The sequence below is a fragment of the Nonomuraea basaltis genome, from assembly GCF_005893125.1.
Classification (GTDB): Bacteria; Actinomycetota; Actinomycetes; order Streptosporangiales; family Streptosporangiaceae; genus Nonomuraea; species Nonomuraea basaltis.
In genome coordinates this window covers 31810-50644 of the sequence record NZ_VCJS01000036.1, presented here as the reverse complement: position 1 = coordinate 50644, position 18835 = coordinate 31810, and the positions used below count along the sequence as shown (strand labels likewise).

The following is an 18835-nucleotide window of genomic DNA, read 5'->3' as shown; positions in this document are numbered from 1 at the left end:
CGATCTACCAGTGCGAAGTAGGAAGCGCCGCCTCATCGCCCTTGGCCTGCTATGCCCTGCGGCGGGCTTCACGCTGGCCGCGGGTTGGTCGGCACACCTCGGGCTGAGCGTGCGGGGTCACCTGCAGGCGACCGAGGACGCACTGGTGCGGCTGCGTGCGAGCGACCCGGCCGGGGCAGCCGGGTCGCTCGCTGACGCGCAGCGACATGCCGAAGAAGCACGCCGGCTCACCAACGGTCAGGACTGGGCGTTGATCGGTCGCATCCCCCCAGTGGAAGACGGCGCGACGACCGTCCGCGGGCTCGCCGCGGCCGCCGCTGATCTGACCGGCGTGCTGAGGGACGTCCACGGCGTCGTCGCAAAGCTGATCACGGTGAAGGGGCTTTCCATGGACAACGTGGAAACGCTCCCGGCCAGCCTGGAATCGGCGACCCCGGTTCTACGTGACGCCGCCAGGCGCATCGAGCTGATCCGGTCTCGACTGGCCGCCACTCCGGCCGACACCGGTCTGGACGCACTGGACCAGGCCCGTGCCACGGCGCTGCGCGAACTGGACCAACTGCAGGGCTGGCTTGCTGTGGCCAACGACGCCGCTGTGAACGACACTGCCGCCTTGCTGCCTGAGATGCTGGGGTACCACGGACAGCGCCGCTACTTCCTGGCGTTCCAGACCAACGCCGAGGCGCGGGGAACCGGAGGACTGGTCGGCGCGTTCGGCATCCTGAAGGCCGACCGTGGCCACCTCAGCATCGAGCGGCTTTCCAGCAACAACGATCTGGTAGGGGGCTCCGTTCAGGTCGCCGACCATGGCCCCGACTTCCGTGGGCGTTACGGTCCCAGTGCGACTTCCCTGATGTCCAATTCCAATCTCTCCCCGCACTTCCCGTACGCCGCGAAGACTTGGACGGCGCTGTGGGAACGTCAGACCGGCGAGCGACTGGATGGCGCGATCGCAACCGATCCAGTCGCCCTCTCCCATCTGCTGAAGGTGATCGGACCCGTCACACTGCCCAGCGGTGAGAAGGTGACCGCAGAGAACGTGGTCGACCTCACTGAGCGGGAAGCATATGTGCGGTATCCGGATCCGCTGGCGCGCAAGAAATATCTCATCGCGATCGCCAGTACCGTCAGCAAGGCCATCACCCAATCCCACCCGGACCCCCTTGCCCTGATATCCGCCCTGTCGCAGATGGTGGACGAGCGCAGGATCCAGATCTGGAGTCGCAGGAACTCCGAACAGCGACGCTTGGCGGCGACCCCGCTCGGCGGCGTGCTCCCCCAGAAGCCGGGGCCGTTCGCCGGGCTTCTGGTCATCAATTCCGCCGGCACCAAGCTCGACTACTACCTGGACCGCTCGCTCCACTACGAGTTGGGCCCATGCCGTAGCGACGGGATGCGTGCCACCAAGGTGCGGATCCAGCTCAGCAACAACGTGCCGGAGGGAAACCTTCCAAAATACGTGGCGGATCGGCTCGATTACCCCAAGGATCCCCGCCCCGTCGGATCCAACCTACTGTGGGTGTCGTTCTACGCTGCCGTTGGCGCGAAGGCGGACGCCTTGCACGTCGACGGCAGGCCTGCGAAGCTCATCAAACAGTTCGAGCGATCCCACCCTGTCTACTCCAGCGTGCTGGACTTCAATCCCAAGCAGTCGAGGACGCTGGAGTTCAACCTGACGGAGCCTTACTCGCCCGCGCCGCCGGTGGCTCCCGTCCAGCCGCTGGTCCGTCCCCAGCAGACCCGGATCACTCAGGACAATCGGGGCTGCCCGACCGGACCGTCCGTCCGGAACGCTGGGTAGAGGCAGAGATCTGCCCCTGGTGAGAAGGGGCCCTGTCCGGAGTTCCTGAGTGGTGCGCCCGTCAAGGGGCGTGCCGCAGGGCGACCGGGAAAGGTCGGACAGCCGGACCGAACCTCGCCGGCTTCGCTGGAGACAGGACATCTGCCGCTCCTCACCCGCAGAACGGCTGAGGCGATCCACTATCGGCTCCGTCGTTTGTCATCACCAGCGCTGGCACGCGCGCCAAACCGGGACTGCAGTTGACGGAACGCGCGCGACGAGAGCTCCTCCGCCTCGGCGGCAATCCCAGTGGCTTCGACTCCGCCCGTTGATCCCCGAGCTGGCCTCCAACTTGGGGCTGACGGCTACCAAGGGCACTGGAGGACGTCCCGCCGGGAGATCGGTCCTCGATGCCCAGCGAAGATCGCCAGAAGGTACACCACTCCAGGGGACGTCATCAAGGCGGGGCAGTGCGCGGAATCGGTGACCCAGCACCTGCCGGCGGCCACGTGTGCCTTCACCATCGTCGAGTTCGGCGCCTTGGCCAGGGAATTACCGCTGCGGCGATCACCCACTAACGCCGTCGATCGGACCCAACGCTCGTCGAGGAGGCGCGCTGCGCGGGCTGGTCCCGGTGGACCAGCCCGACCCATCGGGCGCTCTTGGTCGGCCTGCCGGACGGTGGCACAGGCGATCGCCGGATCGCCTGTGCCCGCTCCTGCGGCTCAGCCAGACACCGGGATCTTGACCTCTCTCTTGATGCTGGACTCCGTCTCATGCCCGTGACCGTGGCCACTGGCCTTGGCCGGCACGGCGTTCAGTACGGTCCCCACCACACGGGCGTTAGCTGATGACAGCAGTTCCTGGGCGCGAACGAGGTGCTCCTGCCGAGTCTTGCCGTACCTTGCAACAAGCAGCGCACCATCGCAGGCCGCCGCAAGGGTCGCGGCGTTGATGACGGGCAGCAGCGGCGGCGCATCGATGACCACCATGTCGTAGCTTTTCGTGAGACCCTCGAGCAACTGCCGCATACCGCGTGAGCCGAGCAGTTCGCTCGGGTTGGGCGGAGTCTGGCCACTCGGCAGCACGTAGAGATCGAGTTCTCCACAGCGCTGTACAACATCATCCAACTGCGCCTTGCCGATGAGCACGTCCGTCAGACCCACCGCGCCATCGATACCGAAGTAGTCCGGAAGGCATGGACGGCGGAGGTCACCATCGATCAGAATCACCCGCCCTCCCGACTGTGCGAGGGCGATGGCAAGGTTGGATGAGGTCAGAGACTTCCCCTCATTCGGAAGGCAACTCGTCACCATGAGTGACTTGGGCTGCCCGTCGATACCGATGAACTGCAGATTCGCGCACAGCGAGCGATATGCCGCAGACCTCAGCGAACTGCCCCTGTCACGAACGATCAGAGGGTGACGCCGTGCATCCTTCTCGTAACCGATGATCCCCAATGTGGGGCTCTGCGATGACTGCTGAAGCGCCTCGGAGGTCTTGACAGTGATGTCCAAGCGATCACGGAGGAAAATCGATCCGACACCGATGAGCAGCGCGATCAACAGTCCAAACGCGACGTTCGACAGCGGACTGGGACTGACCGGTTCGGTAGGTGCCCTCGGCTGATCAACCACCATGACACTAACGCCGGTTGCACCTTCAATTTCTTGCACCATCTTGGCGAACCGTGCACCAAGAGCGTCGGCGAGGCGCGTGGCGCGGACGGGGTCGCCGTCGGTGACTGTCGCCCGTAGGAGCATGGTTTCCGGTACGGCTTGCGCTGTGATGTTCTGCTGGAGGGCCCCGGCCTCGTCCTCGTTGTCTACGATCTGGCTGATCAAACGTCGGCTGGACAGCAGGCCGCCATAGGACTTCACCTGCTGCAGCGAGACTGGCTGGTAGCGACCGGCAGCGTCGATCTTGGTGCTGTTGACCATCATAGTGATCGTCGCGGCGTACTTTGGCGGCGTGTTCACAGTGATCACGGCCGCCGAGGTCGCTCCGATGATCAGAGAGAGAAGAATGAGCAACCAATTACGACGTAGGAGTCGCAGAGAAGAGAGCAGGTCCACTGGATCAAGGCCGCCTTTCACGGGTTTCGGGAAGCTTGGGTGTTCGATCGGCGCGTAGACGCCCACACCCCTGGAGCAAGCTGATGAAGAGAAGAGCGGCTCCACTCCCGACCACCGCCGTGGCCAGCGGTGATATCCACTGCAGAGCCATCGCCAGGTAGCAGCCGCCAGTCGCCGCCGCCGTCAGGCCGAGCACCACGGCGACGGCCCGCGTCCGCAGACCCATCCCGCGGAGCCGATGTGACACGTGGTCGGTGCCGCCCACCAGGGGCGAGCGACCCGCCCGCACCCGCGAGAGGAACACGACGCCCGTGTCGACGGTCGCCACGAACGTCGGCAGGAGCAGCCCGACGATCGTCGCCTCCGGGCTTTGCCCCGACACCAGGAGAACCGCAGAGCAGGCGAGCACGAATCCGATGAACAAGGAACCGGAGTCACCCATGAATATCTTCGCGGGCGCCCAATTGTGCGGCAGGAAGCCCAGGCTGGTGCAGGCGAGCACGATCAGGATGAGCCCCAGCGACGGCTCGCCGGACACGAAGGCCGTCCCTGCGAGGAATGCGGCAGTGACCATGGCGACGGCTCCAAGGGCGCCGTCCATGTTGTCCAGCAGATTGAAGGAGTTGGCCATCACGACGATCCACAGCATCGTGAGAGAACCGTCCAGCCATCCGCCGATCAGAGTGATTTGGACGCCAGAGGAGACGACTCCGCTAGCCGCCACGGTCTCCACGGTCAGTTTGGTGAACGGCTGCAGCGGCCTGACATCGTCGATCAGGCCGACCAGACCTATGGCCATGGCGGCCAGCAGTATGGCGGTGATCCGCTGATCGGCGAAGCCGAGCACCGCGACCGCGGGGACAAGCATGCCGAGCTTGATAGCGATGCCACCAAGGTAAGGAGTCGGACGAGCGTGCGCCTTCTTCGCACTGGGGCGATCGGTCAGGCCCCAGCGCAGCGCCCAGCGCTTCAGCGGCACGATGACCGTGTAGCTGATCACAAACGCGCCCGCGCCCGCGGCGAAGGCGATCGTGGCGTTCACGGGACGGACGCCAGGAGATCTGCTCGAGCTTCCCCGACGACCTCGGTGAGGATCTCCTCCAGGGCGTGTCGTGGTGCCCAACCGGTGAGCTCGCGCAGCTTGGCGGTGTCGGGCACCCTGCGTGTCATGTCCTCGAAGCCCTGTATATAGGCCTCGTGATACGGAATGAGTTGGATCCCGGATGTGGATCCGGTGTGCTGGATGATCAGCTTTGCCAGCTCCAGGATGCTCACCTCGTCCGCAGAGCCGATGTTGAAGGTCTGCCCGACCGCCGCGTCAAGGTCCAGGAGCCTGAGCAACGCGTCGACGACGTCCGCCACATGCGCGAAACAGCGGGTCTGGCTTCCGTCACCGAAGACCGTGAGGGGAACACCGCTGATCGCCTGCCGTACGAGGCGCGGGAGGACCATGCCGTAGGCCGGACTCTGCCGTGGCCCCACAGTGTTGAACAATCTCACTACGATCGTCGGAAGGCCGCGCTCCCGGTGATACGCATTGGCCAGGATCTCGTCGACGGCCTTCGCCGTGCTGTAGGCCCACCGCACGACAGACGGGCTGCCGAGAATGCGGTCCGCGTCCTCCCGCAGCGGTCCGGAGGAGTTCTTGCCGTAGATCTCGCTGGTGCTCGTGATCAGGACCTTTTTGCGATAGCGATGCGCGGCCTCGATGACGATCTCCGACCCCCGGATGTTGGTCGTCAGGCACCGCAGCGGCTGCTCGACGATCAGTTTGACGCCGACCGCCGCCGCAAGATGGACGACGACGTCGCTCTGGCGGACGAGTTCGTCGACCATGAGCTCGTCCAGGACCGACCCGTGCACGAACCGAAGCCGAGCATGCGGCCTGAGATTGTCCCGCCGCCCGGTCGATAGATTGTCCAGGACCACGACTGAATCACCGCGGGCGAGTAGCGCATCGGCAAGATGCGACCCGACGAATCCGCTGCCACCCGTGATCAGGTACGTGCTCGTTGCTGCATTATTCACAGGCTTCCCCTAGTCACATAAGTTGAGACGTTCATTGCGGGAGGAAGCGCCAAGTCAGACGGGCTCGCTCGAGCCCGAGACCGTTGTCTTTTCGAACCAGGCCGCAGTCATGCGAAGCCCTTCCTCAAGCGATACTGGGTGTACGTCAGGAAACAGCTCTCGCAACAGGTGAGGAGATGCCTGCGACTCATAGATGTCGCCGATCCGGGGAGGCATGTAGCTGGGCTCGATCGGCTGGCCGAGGACCTGCCCTAGGACGCCCATCAGATGGTGCAAGGTCACGCGCGTCCCGAAAGCAAGGTTCACAGCTTTCAAAGATGTAACCCGCCGTATCATCGCCTCGACCAGGACGTTCACTACGGACCCTACATACGTGAAGTCCCGCGCCTGGCTGCCATCGCCGTATACGGGTAGGGGGCGACCTTGCAAAGCCGCTGACACGAACACTGGTATGACAGCGGCGTAGGCGTGATCAGCAGCCTGCATGGGGCCGTATACATTGAAGAAGCGGAACGCCAGGACGGGCAGGTCGAAACTCTGCGCATACGCGATCGCGTAGGCTTCTGTCGCCAGCTTGCTCGCACCGTATGGACTCAGCGGCCGAGTGGGAAGTTCTTCATGCTTGTATGGTTCCGGCGAGTTCCCGTATACCGATGACGATGACGCGAGGATCACATGGGGTTTTCCCATGCGACACGCGTCCAGGACGTGAACCGTGCCCGTGGCATTGACCGTGTGCGAGGCCACAGGGTCTGCCAGAGATCGAGGCACAGAAGGCCGCGCGGCCAGATGGACGACGGTGGTGGCGTCGGCGACCAGACTCGTCACCAGGTCTCGATCCAGGATGCTGCCCAGCACCACATTCACGCCTACACCATCGAGGTTGTCCAGATTCCCGCTGCTCAGGTCGTCCAGAACGGTGATCTTCTCGACCTCTGGCCGCGTCGCGAGCGACGCACAGAGATGCGCGCCGATGAATCCCGCGCCGCCTGTCACAAGGACCCTCATCTCTTGTTCCCTTCAGCGATGAAGCGATGTCCTGTCGATGCGCAGAGCGACCGATAGAGATCTTCGGTATCCGCGACGAGCCGCTCCAAGCCGAACGCGCCTGTCGTCCAAGCCCGGGCTGCCTGCCCCATCCGGATTGCCAGAGCCCGATCTGAAAGCAGCCGGACTGTATGCGCGGCGAGTTCGCCGACGTCCGTGCTTCCCAGCAGTCCGGTCTTCCCGTCCTGCACGACCTCGGCAACACTTCCCACTCGGGTGGAGACGACCGGGACGCCGGCCATCCCCGCCTCGATAAGCGTGAGGGGCGTTCCCTCGTTGTCTGAAGTCAAAAGGATCACGTCAGCGGCGGCGTAGACGTTCTCCACGTCCTTCCTCCAGCCGAGCAGATGAAAGGAGCGACGAAGAGGTTCAGAACGCCTTTCCACAACAGCGGCGAGATCGCCGCCGCCACAAACCACGAATTGGCACTCAGACAGCCGATGGAGCACGGACTCGGCCACAGACAGAAAGCGGTCCGGTCGTTTGACCTTGGTGAGCCGACCCACGTACGCAACGACGGGCACGTCCGGTGGAATGCCCAAACAAGCGCGTGCTGCCTCGCGGTCGGGTGGCTTTACCGGGTGAACACCGGGCGGTATCACGATGTACTGCTCTGGCCGCCCGATCTTTGCAGCCAGCAGATCATCCCGGACTTTGGAGCCGACGGTGACCAGTCGGTCCGACAAGGAAGCGAGCAGTCGTTCCGAAAGTACGTAGAGGTGGCGCTTGGCCGGCGAGAAGTAGCCATGCAAGAGGTGACCATGAAAGACGTGAACGCGTGCCGAGCCGACACCCGCCAAGCGAACGGCCATCCGGCCCAAGGCGCCCGCCTTGGCCGTTCGGGTGTGCACAATGTGCGGGCGGAACTCGCGCATGGCGCCGATCAACCAGACGAGAGCCCGGAAGTCATCGCCAGCCTTGACCGCCCGGCCTAGGCCGGGAACCCGGTGGATTCGGGTCGCCGCGTGCTGTAGCTCAAAGTGGTCGGCCTCGTCTCCATCGACCTGGCCAGCATAGAGGCGATGTTCAAACTCCTCAGGGTTCAGCCGCGCACACAGCCCCATTACCTGTGTGGCAGGGCCGCCGACATTCAGGCGTGCGATGACCTCCATGACCCTTATCCGGCCGTTGGGTTGCATCGCGGGGCCCCTTGCTGTTCGCCTCATCATGTCCGAGAAGCTAACCTGCCACCCGATCTGTTCGCCGACACCGCCCCAGTGGCGGTGGAATTCTTTCCCTATTCCCTACCATCGCCTGAAAGACGGCTCCATGCCACAACCGCGCCGGGGCGGTTTGCCCGAAAAGCATCACTCTGCCACCAAAGGTGGCGTTGCGAAAAAGCGAGATCTATACACCTTCGTCACAGCTTTTCCTAAAATTCATCATCAGGCACGCATTCTGTGCGTTCTTAACCCCAGGTATCAAGCGGTCGGATGGTAGCGGCCGGAAACGGGCACGTGGAGCGGCACTGCTGCGCAAAATCACCGACCGGGTGGGCTGACCGAGGCGCTGGCCGCACCGTGGCCGGCAGGGCAGCAGGCGACCTGGCGCGACCGCGCGCACGTGCTAGTCAGCCTGGCCGCAGCGATCGTGTGCGGTGCGCAGAGCTTGCTGGGGACCTGGCGGCTGCAAGCTCACCCGGCGGCGTTGTTCGGAGCGGCACCGTCGGGCTCCACCACCCACCGTGCGCTGGCCGGCCCGGACGAGCCGATGCCGGCCCACCTGACCAAGATCAGGGCGAAGATATCGCGCCAGGTGTGGCAGTTGCTGCACCTGGGCCCGGGCGGCTTCCCTGGCGGCCACAACCGGCGCACCGGCTGGCCGGGGGGCATGCGGCTGCTGCGCGCCGGGTCCGCCCCTCGGCATGTCATCGCAAGAGCCTCGCCGGGGCTCGCGCTCAAGACCGTCTGGAAGTACTCGCTCACCGCGACCAACATCGGCCGCACGTGGAGCATCGCTGACTTTCATCGTCCGCAGCGACTGGACGCTCTGGCACGCGCGCACGCGGTGGTCGAGGAGCGGGTGCGCGCCCGCAAATCGATGGGCCTGCACAACCCGCCCAGCCAAGGAGCTCACCCCCGGCCCGTGGAACCCGGCGCCCCTGCAGCGACATGCGAGGACCACCCCAACCGCGCTGGACATTGCCTGCAAGCCGCGGACTCCATGAACCCGAACAAGTCTCTGACGAATCGCGGTTAACTGGAAACCTTCGCTCCAAAGACGCAGTAATCAAGAAGTCATCACTTTCCCAGGTAATCGAGTCACACACCTTCCCGGCAGCGATTGACACTTCGATCACTTAGAGTGACCGCATGGAGTACCTTATCGTCGCCGCTCTCGCATTGACGCTGGTTTTTCTTGTCAGGGGCAGCTTCCCCAGCGAGACCGCGCGGCCGGTTCTCGGGGTGCTGCTGGCAGCGTTCGCCGCCCGGCTGTTCATTCATGTCTTTATTGTGCGCAGCGGCTCTCTCGACTACGGCGGCGATAATTTTTACTATGAGCTCAGCGCCATGGAGATCGTAACATACTGGCAGAGCGCCGGCATTCAACTCGTCTCAAGCGAAGTGATTCCCTCCATCAATACGGTGGCCACACCATGCCACATTTTTGCATTCGTGATGTATCTGTGCGGCGGATTCGCACCCATGGCCTGCACCGCAGTCGTGGCGTTCATCGCCTGTGGCTTGTGCATCGTCATGTACAAGTTCGCCCAACTAGTCGGCGCTGATGACCGTTCGGCTTTTCGGCTACTCCTCCTCATCGCATTCATTCCAGGGCTCCTCGTGCACACATCTGACATGTTCAAGGATGGTTTCAACGCATTTTTCGTAATAACCTGCCTCTGGCTCGCCACTTCAAATATGAAACGCTTCGATATTCGCAAGATTCTCGCAATGGCCCCTCTCATTTGGGCTCTATGGAATGTTCGACCGTACATGGTGATCATGTGCGGCCTGCCATTGTTCTTCAGCATTGTCAGCCGGAAAAGAATGATTTCTGTGCGGGTGATGGCACTCTCTGTCGCGGCCATGATGTCCTTCATGCTCCTCTACGAACAGATTTTGGCCACGGGGCCCGCTGGGACCATGCAGCGACAATTGGAAAAAAGTCAAGCCACAAATGTCCGAAGCGAACTTGAGCAAGGCGGCTCAGGTGTGGTCTTCACCCCCGATGGCGCCCCATGGGACGATCTTCCAACGAAAGTCATCTACACGCTGCTGTCTCCGTTCCCTTGGATGGACGGCAGCCCGGCACTGCAGTTGGGTAAGATCGAGGCGCTACTGGTGTGGTACCTGCTCTACTGTGCGGTAAAGGGAGGCCGTCGCCTGTGGCAATATGACCGCAAGATGCTGCTGTTCCTCCTCTTGTTCGTCGTGCCAAGCACGATCGCTTATGCGACGACCATTGCCAACATCGGTCTGATATTCCGCCAGCGTATTCCCATCGTCCTGATACTAAGCCTACTTTCCGCGATCGGTTGGGCTCGCGAACCCGGGATGATAAAACGCTCACAGCCAGTTGACAAAAGGTCGCACGACGAGCCGTCACCGGCTAACGGGACAGCCGGCTCCGGATAACGATCACCGATTACGCGACCTTGCGGAACGGTGGCTCTTCGAAGTAGGCGGGGATGGGATGGGAACGGAGCAGAGGGAGCCAGGCCCAACAGGCCTTCCTTTCCAATTCCACGCGGCAGAATCGGCGTGCTGACCTCGATTCTTCAGCAGGCTGTGTTGTGCAAGTGGCGCCGCGGTTTGCCCGTGATGTCCCCGATGCAGTCGGGCGGGTCGTCGCATGACGCTGCGGTGGGCGCCGGGGTGCTGTCGGCGAGCGTGGGCGGTCAGCCGGGCGGGCAGGTGGGAGAGCCGGTAGCGCATGGTGTCCGGCTCGGCGCGCTCCAGGCCGTCTTTGTCGTGCAGGATCGGCAGGCGGAGCCGGCAGTCCAGGTCGTGTCGGAGGTTGACGGCCAGCATCCGGCGCTGATCGACGGTCCAGTCCTGGCTGGGCAGGTTACGCAGGCCCAAAGCCTTGCCGGTGCAGGCGCGGCCTTCGGCCACCGCGTGCGCGCTGGCCAGGGCGTCCAGCCATTGCGGGCGGTGAGAGCCGGCGATGCCCCACATGCGGCCGATGTTGGTCGCGACGATGGAGTACTTCTTGCCAGTGCGCATCTCGAACGCGGTGAGGTTCTTGCGGTGCCGGGCCGAGGGACGGACCCGGCGCACCAGCAGTCGCATGCCGTCCGGCCACCCCTGCCTCTGGCTGAGCAGTTCGGCCACGTGACGGTCAGAGTAGAGTCGCCCGTCCTGGGGCGAGGGAGTCGGTCCTTGCGCAGCAGCATCGCCAGCGATTCCTGGGTGTTGGCGCACCAGCAGGCCAGCGGGTGAAGGCCGTAGGTCTTCTTGAACGTGACCGCCGCCCCGCTCTTGTCCGAGGAGGCGGCGATGATGGCGTCGATGTCGATGTCGATCCATCCGCGCAGCCGCTTGCCGGCCACGGTGAGCCAGCGGAAAACCGCTCGGGCGCAGGTGAAGCAGTTGCCAGACATGGCGTCGTACTCCCGCCCTGGCCTTGGCGGTGCGGATGAGCATCGCCTCGTCCAGGCCCGCCTGCGTGCGGTGGGTTGGGTGGGAGTCCGACGGCGCCGCCCTGAGCAGCACCATCTGGTGCGCTTGCAGCCGCTCGGCCTCCAGCAGGCTCCGCGGACCGCACGCGATCGCTGCGGCCAGGCTGACCAGCACGTGCGCGCGGTCACGCCAGGCAGAGGACTGCCTTGCCGGCCACAGTGCGGCCAGTGCCTCGGTCAGCCGCACCCGGTCGGCGATTTTGTGCAGCAGCGCCGCTCCGCGGACAGAACGCCCGATCACAACACCAGCGACGTTTACGCCGCGCAACGCCGACCACTCGACCGACAGATCCCACCGCCGGGGGGCCACCCATTCCTGCGTCCCAACCGGCCGATGTTCCTCAGAAACGACCGATATGGTGCCGTGGAACTGTCCGAGACACACCGCTTACACACTCGTGTCCGATCAGTCACTCGTCGTAGTATGGCTCATAGTTCAGAGCTAGCCATACCGTAACCATCCTTCCAGTCTCGTAAGATGGGCCGTCGACATGACCCTTTCTAAACGCTCGCTTTGCGATAGGAAGTGGGCATTTGGTGATGCGTTGCCCAATGCACTGCTGGTCTTATCCAAGGACCGCATGCCTTCTGCCGCTCGCGCTCGATCCGCTTTTCCCGATACGATCCAATTCCGAGGCTCGCTTTGGGCTAGCCATGCCGCCACCGCTTCGGATACCACCGGAAGCAGCATCCGGCCATCGATCTCCTACACTCCGCCTAAACATTTGCCGGAAAGGCCGGGTTGCAACTGTGGCCGCTTTCCACCGCCCCGGCGGTGGGCCTTTCGATGAACCATGTCCGACCCGTGCCAATATTAGTCGAAAATTCTGAGACGATGAAACCATGCAGTTCCTGCCGGCCTTGAGCACTTTAATTAGCTTGTTTCATGGCGCCAGAGGGGGTGGTGCCGTGATTCGCTCCAGCACGACGCCCGCCTGCAGCATTTTGTGACGCGGTGCGGGGCCCATTACGGCCATGTGTTCTACAGTGGCCGGCATGTGGCCCTCGGCTTGTGTGGGTCAGCATTATCCACGCCAGTGCCGACCTCCAAACCGCCTATTGCGAGGACCGCCGCCCCTCGTGGTGCTCAACGGTGAAATCTGTGCGTGCGTCACGCCATGAAGGGACCTCAGGCGGCAAGGACATCGGCTAAGCACGACGGGAGACTCCGAGTGCCTTCGCCACCATCACAAGAAGCACGTCGTGGACATGGTCGATCCCCTCAGGGGGTGCTTGGTCTCGCCATCTGGAACGCGGTCAGAAACGACTGGTCTTGGGATGGCATTGAGGCGGGCCGGAGCCACGATGTTGGCGATCCGATCACGCGTCCATCCGTTCGGATTCAAGCTGAACCCTTTACGAGAGCGTGCACAAGATCCGTTGTGACAACGCGTTCACATGGCTGCGAAGTGGAGCCATTCTGCGCCGCTATTGGCAGCTACATCTCATCTGCGGATAGTGGCCGCTCAGCGAAGGATGAACGAAAGGCTGCACACGGTGATCCATAAGGATACATGGATCCCCCTGAATAGGGGGGTGCCAATCGAAGCGCTTCTTATGCGGGAAAATTGTTTGACCGCAGCAATGACGGCCGTGTCCAAGCAGAGCCGAACCTCGCTCACTGCTGGCAGTGGAGACGGATGTCATATCGGGCATCAGCGCTATTCCCTGATGCGTCCGTTCGTGGCGGCTTTCTCCAGCCCCCGCGCTTTCATGCGGTGGTCTGGCCGCGTCGACGCCGCCATGCTCTGGCACACGGCACACAACGATCATATCCTGACGGACGTCGGATGTCCCGCGCACTAGTCGGGAATCTGGCCGCAACCAGGGTAGTCAAGACGACAGCTACCGACGGGCTACGGCTTGCGATGGCGGCAATTGCGTCAATCCTCATAGCTCGAACCCTGGAGCCCGAGGGGAGGGGCATCTACGCGCTAATCACAACTACGGCTACGACTGCCATCGTCGCAGGCCACCTATCGGTGAACAAGTCGCAGATCGCCATGTGGCTGGAGCCTACACGGCACCGATTTCTGGCAGCAAATGGCCTCATCCTAGGACTGATCTCGGGGGTGGTATCCGGATTCTGCGCTTTCTGCATCTTGGTAGTTGTCGCCCCGGTTCCGGCGCCCAACTTGCTAGTCATTGCGTTGCTCGCGGTGCCGTTCAGCGTGGCGTCGATCAACCTCAACGGTATTGCGCTTCTTCAGTCCCGCACCAGCCTTGTCAACCGAGCGGTTGTGACATGGGCACTCGCTCTATCGCTGCCGGTGCTGGCGCTCAAGGTCATGGGATGTCTCACGATCACCAATGCGGTGATCTGCTGGACGATGTCCGCGGCAGTGCGCTTCGTCTTTATCGCCGTGTCGCTCGGTTGCTCCGGCCTTCGCGGAAAAGCATTGCTGGCCCGACAGCAGCTCGCCTTGTCGAGCCGCTACCACATTGGCGTTGTGGCCCAGCATCTCCTCCTGACCCTTGACATATTCCTGCTGAACACTCTTGTCACTCCGACACAGGTGGGCCTGTACGCCGTCGCAGGCGGCTTCTTGGCTCTCGCATGGGTGCCGACCGACGCGATAGCCCAGGTGGCGCTACATCGGCAGGCAACCGAAGACCAGCCTGACGCCTGCAAGGTCACCGCTCACGCGCTGCGGTACAACGTCCTTTTCTCCACGCTCGTCGTCGCCGCGATGGCAATCATGTCACCCGTTCTGATCCCCCTCCTGTACGGTAACGCGTATGCCCACAGCGTGACACCCTTGTTTCTCCTTGCCCCGGGTGTTATCGCGCTATCTGTCGTGAGACCAGTCGAACAGTTCCTGATACGGCTCGACCGTCCCCTGACTCTAGCCGTGATTCCCGTCGGCGCCCTCGCGATGAACATCGCTCTGAATGCTGTGCTGATTCCGCGCTGGGGTGCGTCAGGGGCTGCCATTTCAGCCTCTTGCAGCTACATCGTACTGGCGTTTACCGAGGTTCTCTGGTTTGCCAGGGTGACTGGGACTGACCGACAAGCCCTAATGCCCCGGATATCGGACTTGCGATTCGCGGCCGCGTTCTTCCTCCTGATCGTTCGGCGGACACCGAGTTCCTGAAGGATCGACGGCCATGGCGGTCCCCCAGCCGGTTGCCCGTTCCGCGGACGATAGGAGTGCGACCGACCGGGCGCCCAGATGGTGCCGGTGTGATAGTCGCTCCGCACGCCACCTCATCGAGGAAGAAGATGTTCACGCCCTGGCAGATGGCCTCCGTACGGATCTTGGGATACTGCTCCTCCTTCCGACCTTGGCCGTCCGCGGCGGCATCCGCGACCTCGCCGCCGTCGTCAAACATCTTCTCGAGCGCCTGCGGCACCGGCCCGACCTGCTCGCGCCATCATTGCCGGACCGAACTTTATCCTCGAACCTGAACCGCCGTGATGCGAAAAGTCAGCCTTTCAACATCTCTATCCTGACCAGACTTCCATCGGCAAGCGACGAACTTACGACCAGCAAGATCCGTCGCTACGTCAGACGGCTTCACCTCCCGCTCTGCAGGACGCACGAAGGGATCATTGATGGGATGTCCGAGGAGTCCGCTCGGAGTTTGAGCATTGGTAATGTCTCACAAAAGCCTCAGTGTGAGATGATTTGCCCGGAGATTAGTGGGATCCGGCTTGGCGCGTGTCATAATGGCAGCGGCAATTATACGAATGACACTAGAGGGCCAAATGCCGAACACGACTATTAGGTCGGACCTCCTCAAACCTGAGATGGCAGGGATTCGCTTCCAGGTCTAGTTGTCGAGAAACCCCGAGGACGGGATTGATCGATCACCGCAATCACGTCAGTCCAGCCCAGAGGCTTCTGCGAACCGGCTTCGCGGCAACCCCTGTGCGACATTCGTCTCCCTGTTCGCTGTTGACGCAAGTATCGGTGCCATTAAGTAATATAGAGGATTCTGTGGCTGCAAACATGAGGGTTCCGGTTCTCTTTATCGCGGGACTCGGACGTAGTGGAAGTACACTGATATCTCGTACGGTGGGCGCCGTTCATGGATTTTGCTCGGTCGGCGAGCTGTTTCTCCTGTGGGAGCACGGGGTTCGGCGCAACGAAATGTGCGGGTGTGGAGTTCGGTTCCTTGACTGTGATTTTTGGAGAAGCGTCGGAAAAGAGGCGTTCGGCGGATGGGACAATGTCGATATCGATGAGGTGCTGGAGCTACACAATAGTATCGTGCGCACACGATATGTTCCGCTGTTGATTCTTCCGCAAGCGGTTCCCTCGTTTCAGTGTAAGCTGAAACGATATACGGAAATAATGAGCTCGGTATATCAGGCGATCCGCACCGTGAGTGGCTGCGATATCGTCGTGGACTCCTCAAAGACGCCCGCAGCGGCCTACATGATCCGGCACGTTCCTGACATAGACCTGCGGATAGTTCATCTTGTGCGATCGAGCTATGGAGTCTGTTACTCACATACCAAAATAGTCAGGAATCCTAATTATGGTAACGGATTCATGCGGCGTCAAACGCCTACCCGGACCGCGATCGAATGGATGTGCCTCAATCTCACACTAGACGCCCTTGGCTTTCTCGGCGAACCAAGAATGCTCCTACGCTATGAAGACTTCATCGCTCGACCGCGGACGAATCTTCAACGAATGATAACCTTCGCCGGCGAACCGATGGGGACCGAGGAGTTGCCGTTCCATGGGGAGAACCATGTTCAACTGCCCAGAAGCCACAGCATAGCCGGCAACCCCATGCGCAACCGGACGGGATTGGAGCCGCTTGCGGTGGATAATGCGTGGCGTACGGAACTTCCACAGCGGACGAAACGGATTATCACTGCTCTTACCGGCATGGGTCTTGCTCGATACAAATATCCTCCCTTTGATAGAAATACAGCCTGTGCGCGGTGAGTGACGGTGTCTAGTCACATGGCGGCTCTTCGAACTTGATTCGGGATTGAGGTTCCGCCGAAGGCCACCAGAGCCTGCGACGAGACCGTCCGCGACACGCTCAGCACCGCCGGCAACGGTGGCGGCGTCGGAGGACTTTGCGGGCTGGTTGGTGTTCCTGCGCGGCCTGATCTCCCGCGGTCTCACTTCCGGCACATCCGCACGTTGCGGAATCAGGGCGAGTTGTTCGGCTCGATCGCCTCGGCCTCGACGGCGTGGCGGGCTTTGGAGCCGGGCGATGCACCTGGCCTCCTGGACCAAGTTCACCCCGATCATTCAGGGAATGAGCCAGCCGGAAAAAGGGACGTAACTCCACCGGCCACGGTAACCGCTATCTGACCCGCGTACTGGGCGAGGCCGCGCTGGCCGATGGCCAGGGCACCGGCCTTTCTTGGCGGGCGCTGCCGCCGCATCGCTCGCCATCGAGGCAAGAAGAGGGCCGTAATCGCCCTCGGCCAGTCCATCTTGACGATCGTCCGGGACCTGCTGTCCAACCCCGACACCCGGTTGCACGACCTGGGCACCGACTTCTACGACGCCCGGATCAAGCATGACCGAGCCAAACGCAGCCACATCCGTCAGCTCGAAGCCTCGGCTACAACGTCATCCTCTAACACCGCCCGATCAGACACGCTGATCAGCACCCTTGATCCACCACAAACGCCCGAGGGATTACTGCCACCCGCCCACGCGTCATCCGGTCTTCGGATTGGCCCTGCGTGATATATGACAGGCAGCCCTGATTGCACCTCGCCGTTCCATGAACGGCCAAAGCCGTCGCCGAGGAAGCCCACCATGGGCGCGTCTGCACGGCGGGAACGGCCCTCCTCTGTTAGAACAACAGCGCCATGACCTGGAGAAATACGTGCTGACGACCAGGGATGGCGACGATCCACTTCCAGAGCGGAGGAAACCACGGTGCGTAAGGCGCTCCTCGCTGTCCTGTTGGCCAGCTGTCCCGTTCTCGCCAACATCCCCGCCGTATCGGCCGATACGAAATCCGATCGGGTCGGCGATTACATCGTCGTACTGGATGGCGACCAGAACGCGCAGGCCGTCGCCGACAACCATGCCTATGCGCATGCCGCGTCCATCAGGCACGTGTACAGTCATGCCCTCAGGGGTTACGCCGCACGGATGACCAGGTCACAGGCGGCGGCCGTGGCAGCCGACGATCGCGTGCGGTGGGTGCAACAGGACGGCGTGGCGAAGATCAGCACCCAGACTTTTCCCACCGGGATCAACCGGGTCGACGCTGAAACCAGCCCGACCGCGAGGGTCAACGGCGTGGACGAGCTGATGGACGTCGACGTGGCGGTCATCGATACGGGCGTCGACTTGGACCACCCCGAGCTGGACGTCTACGTCGCCGGCGCGAGGAACTGCTCCACCGGCACCAGCGCCGACGACGGCCACGGCCATGGCACTCACGTCGCGGGCACGGTCGCCGCCAAGGACAACCTCCACGGCGTCGTCGGGGTGGCGCCCGGCGCCCGAATCTGGCCGGTCCGGGTGCTCAACAACAGGGGCGTCGGCCTGTTTTCCCAGATCATCTGCGGCATTGATTTCGTAACCGCGAACGCCGATCAGATAGAGGTCGCGAACATGAGTCTCGGCGGCTTCGGAACCGACGACGGCGCCTGCGGCACGGTCAACGAGGATGCCGTGCACCAGGCGATCTGCGCCTCTGTCGCGTCTGGGGTCACGTACGTGGTCGCCGCGGGCAACCAGCACGACAACGCCGCGAATCACATCCCGGCCGCGTACGACGAGGTCATCACCGTCAGCGCGCTCGCGGACTTCAACGGCTTCCCTGGTGGCAGCGGCAGGCGCACCTGCCGGCTCGACGTCGACGACACGATTGCCAACTTCTCCAACTTCGGCGCCGACATCGACCTCATCGCCCCAGGCACATGCATCCTGTCCGCCTGGAAAGGGGGCAGGTACGCCACTATCTCGGGCACCTCGATGGCCAGCCCTCACGTGGCAGGAGGCGCCGCACTCTACAAGGTCACGCACCCGACCGCCTTGCCTGCCGAGGTGAAGTCGGCCCTGCAGGGCGCGGGCACGCTGAACTGGACATGGCCGGCCGGTGACCCTGACGGTGTGCAGGAGCCGCTGCTGAACGTCGCCGCGCTCTGAGCAGCACACGGGAAGGCGGGCCCGCGTAGGCGGTGTCCACGAGGGCTCGCCCAGTCCCTGCTCCGACTCCTCAACACCCGCGGATGCTCGCCGTGGGTCGTATCCGAGTGCGGCCAGTAAGGACCACGCGTCCGCTGAGAGAGTTCCAGCCTGTTTTATCAGGTAGAAGGGGATGGCCTGGCGCATCGGCTGGCCG

The 18835-nt window shown here is 62.8% G+C and carries 12 protein-coding genes and 1 pseudogene; 6 read left to right on the top strand and 7 right to left on the bottom strand.

What is annotated here, in order from left to right; translation table 11 throughout:
* Nucleotides 1-10: 10 nt before the first annotated feature.
* Nucleotides 11-1801 (top strand): DUF4012 domain-containing protein, encoded by a 1791-nt coding sequence (locus EJK15_RS19020; protein WP_171074404.1) that lies wholly within the window; start codon nt 11-13, stop codon nt 1799-1801.
* Between the two features lie 704 nt (nt 1802-2505).
* Here EJK15_RS19020 and EJK15_RS19015 read toward each other — a convergent pair.
* From EJK15_RS19015 to EJK15_RS18995, 5 genes are read right to left on the bottom strand one after another with little or no spacing between them, the layout of a single operon-like run.
* Nucleotides 2506-3855 (bottom strand): tyrosine-protein kinase domain-containing protein, encoded by a 1350-nt coding sequence (locus tag EJK15_RS19015; RefSeq protein WP_276615405.1) that lies wholly within the window; start codon nt 3853-3855, stop codon nt 2506-2508.
* A 4-nt stretch (nt 3856-3859) separates the two neighbouring features.
* Nucleotides 3860-4897 (bottom strand): MraY family glycosyltransferase, encoded by a 1038-nt coding sequence (locus EJK15_RS19010; RefSeq protein WP_138711789.1) that lies wholly within the window; start codon nt 4895-4897, stop codon nt 3860-3862.
* Complete coding sequence (locus EJK15_RS19005; RefSeq protein WP_138711788.1) at nt 4894-5883, bottom strand: NAD-dependent epimerase/dehydratase family protein; 990 nt, start codon at nt 5881-5883, stop codon at nt 4894-4896. The genes EJK15_RS19010 and EJK15_RS19005 overlap by 4 nt, the downstream gene beginning before the upstream one ends.
* Nucleotides 5884-5937: 54 nt before the next feature.
* Complete coding sequence (locus EJK15_RS19000; RefSeq protein ID WP_138711787.1) at nt 5938-6891, bottom strand: NAD-dependent epimerase/dehydratase family protein; 954 nt, start codon at nt 6889-6891, stop codon at nt 5938-5940.
* A complete protein-coding gene (locus EJK15_RS18995; protein ID WP_240777054.1) occupies nt 6888-8042 on the bottom strand; it encodes a glycosyltransferase in 1155 nt (384 codons plus the stop codon). The genes EJK15_RS19000 and EJK15_RS18995 overlap by 4 nt, the downstream gene beginning before the upstream one ends.
* A 451-nt stretch (nt 8043-8493) precedes the next feature.
* On the opposite strand from EJK15_RS18995, the gene EJK15_RS18990 reads away from it, so the two are divergent.
* Nucleotides 8494-9129 carry a hypothetical protein gene (locus EJK15_RS18990; protein WP_138711785.1) on the top strand — a complete coding sequence of 212 codons (636 nt, stop codon included), beginning with the start codon at nt 8494-8496 and terminating at the stop codon, nt 9127-9129.
* Between the two features lie 113 nt (nt 9130-9242).
* Nucleotides 9243-10508, top strand: a complete 1266-nt coding sequence (locus tag EJK15_RS18985) for a hypothetical protein (RefSeq protein WP_138711784.1) — start codon at nt 9243-9245, stop codon at nt 10506-10508.
* 3 nt (nt 10509-10511) lie between these two features.
* Here EJK15_RS18985 and EJK15_RS18980 read toward each other — a convergent pair whose 3' ends face one another.
* Nucleotides 10512-11864 carry a hypothetical protein gene (locus EJK15_RS18980; protein WP_206060954.1) on the bottom strand — a complete coding sequence of 451 codons (1353 nt, stop codon included), beginning with the start codon at nt 11862-11864 and terminating at the stop codon, nt 10512-10514.
* Between the two features lie 1672 nt (nt 11865-13536).
* On the opposite strand from EJK15_RS18980, the gene EJK15_RS18975 reads away from it, so the two are divergent.
* A complete protein-coding gene (locus EJK15_RS18975; protein WP_171074402.1) occupies nt 13537-14649 on the top strand; it encodes a lipopolysaccharide biosynthesis protein in 1113 nt (370 codons plus the stop codon).
* 28 nt (nt 14650-14677) lie between these two features.
* Here EJK15_RS18975 and EJK15_RS77605 read toward each other — a convergent pair.
* Nucleotides 14678-14827 (bottom strand): annotated as a pseudogene (locus EJK15_RS77605) (IS630 family transposase); the annotation flags it as partial.
* Nucleotides 14828-15507: 680 nt separating this feature from the next.
* On the opposite strand from EJK15_RS77605, the gene EJK15_RS77600 reads away from it, so the two are divergent.
* The gene (locus EJK15_RS77600; RefSeq protein WP_420847070.1) at nt 15508-16458 is read left to right on the top strand and encodes a sulfotransferase; all 951 of its coding nucleotides are present in this window, start codon (nt 15508-15510) and stop codon (nt 16456-16458) included.
* Nucleotides 16459-17415: 957 nt separating this feature from the next.
* Nucleotides 17416-18639, top strand: coding sequence for a S8 family serine peptidase (locus EJK15_RS18965; protein ID WP_138711781.1), 1224 nt, complete (start codon nt 17416-17418; stop codon nt 18637-18639).
* The last annotated feature ends 196 nt before the right edge of the window (nt 18640-18835 follow it).